This is a genomic window from Vibrio sp. Vb0667 (assembly GCF_033391095.1).
Genome location: NZ_JAWPOL010000180.1, coordinates 1 through 1,391, shown reverse-complemented (window position 1 = coordinate 1,391; position 1,391 = coordinate 1). Strand labels below are relative to the sequence as shown.

At 41.8% G+C, this 1,391-nt stretch carries 1 protein-coding gene; it reads right to left on the bottom strand.

All coding sequences use genetic code 11. The annotated features are described in order from the left end of the window. Positions 1-216: 216 nt before the first annotated feature. Positions 217-1,125 carry a histone deacetylase gene (locus R8269_RS24445; protein ID WP_318222805.1) on the bottom strand — a complete coding sequence of 303 codons (909 nt, stop codon included), beginning with the start codon at positions 1,123-1,125 and terminating at the stop codon, positions 217-219. Positions 1,126-1,391: the final 266 nt, after the last annotated feature.

Genomic DNA, 1,391 nt, shown 5'->3' with positions numbered 1-1,391 from the left:
GCATACGTTAATAGCGTATCTAGGGTTCAAATCCCTATCTCTCCGCCACATTTAGAAAAAGCCCGCTAAGAAATTAGTGGGCTTTTTCGTATATTCAGATTTGAAAGGACTTGGACAAATCCCTCCTTGAATACAAGCCCAACACTACGCCACATTTAGCAAAAGACCACTAATAAGTTAGTGATCTTTGCTCTGCCTAATTGCCTTCTTCAACTATCAAGAGGCAAAGACTTCTCTCGCCGCTTTTATTAACTGCATGTGAATAGGTACAAGGTCTGCGTGGTTTGTTCTATATCCACCACCCACAACGGCGGCAACAGGTATCCCTCTGTTTTTCATCAGTTGAAAAAGAAACCGATCACGCTCAAAAATTGCTTGAGTCGATACGTCAAAGTAACCAAGCTCATCATCTTGATGAATATCTACCCCAGCGTCGTAAATCACCATATCTGGACGATGGAGATTCAACGCCATCTCGACCACCTCTTTAAACGTCATCAAAAATGTTTCATCGTCTGTTCCTTTTGCTAACGGAACATCCAAATCAGACTGTGGTTTTCTCGCAGGAAAGTTTTTATCGCAATGAAAAGAAAGCGTCACGATGTCAGGTTCTTCTTGGCACAAGGTGGCGGTTCCATCACCATGATGAACATCACTATCAATAATTAAAACCTTATCAACGTGCTCGTTATCCAACATGTGTTTAGCCGCAATCACTAAATCGTTGAACAAACAGAATCCACTACCAAAATCTTTGTGAGCATGGTGGTAACCACCACTTAAGTGCAGTGCGATACCGTGTTCAAGCGCTTTTTCGGCTGTCAGAAGTGTACCAGCCGCTGAAGTCAGAGTTCGAGTGATCAGAGCTTCACTCCAAGGAAAGCCGATTCGACGCATTTTAGCGGCGGGCATATTACCTTGTGCCAGTAAGTCAACATAGTCCGCATCATGCACGCGCTTGATCGCTTCAATTGACAGTGCTTGTGGTTCAAAAAACTGCACCCACTCAGCTTGCACATCACGACGTACCTCTTCGTAGAGATATTGATACTTCATGATTGGGTAACGGTGCCCTTCAGGCAATTCAAGTTTTGAGTATATAGGGTGGTATATCAGTGGCAACATGAGACATTCTTTTCATACAACGTTGTGAAATATTACCAACTACAAAGGTTGAATAGAAATTAATTTAATTGATAATGATTTTCATTAAAAATCAAATTTCATACTCCAACGATGAAGAAAACGACATTTACGGTCCTAGGCGCTTTGTTTGGTTCCTTCTGTGCTATCTCTGTATTTATATCCCTGTTGTTTAGTGCATGGTGGTTAGTTGATTTTGTCGCACTCAGCTAACACAATAGTTCGATAACGAGTCTTACCAGAGAGTT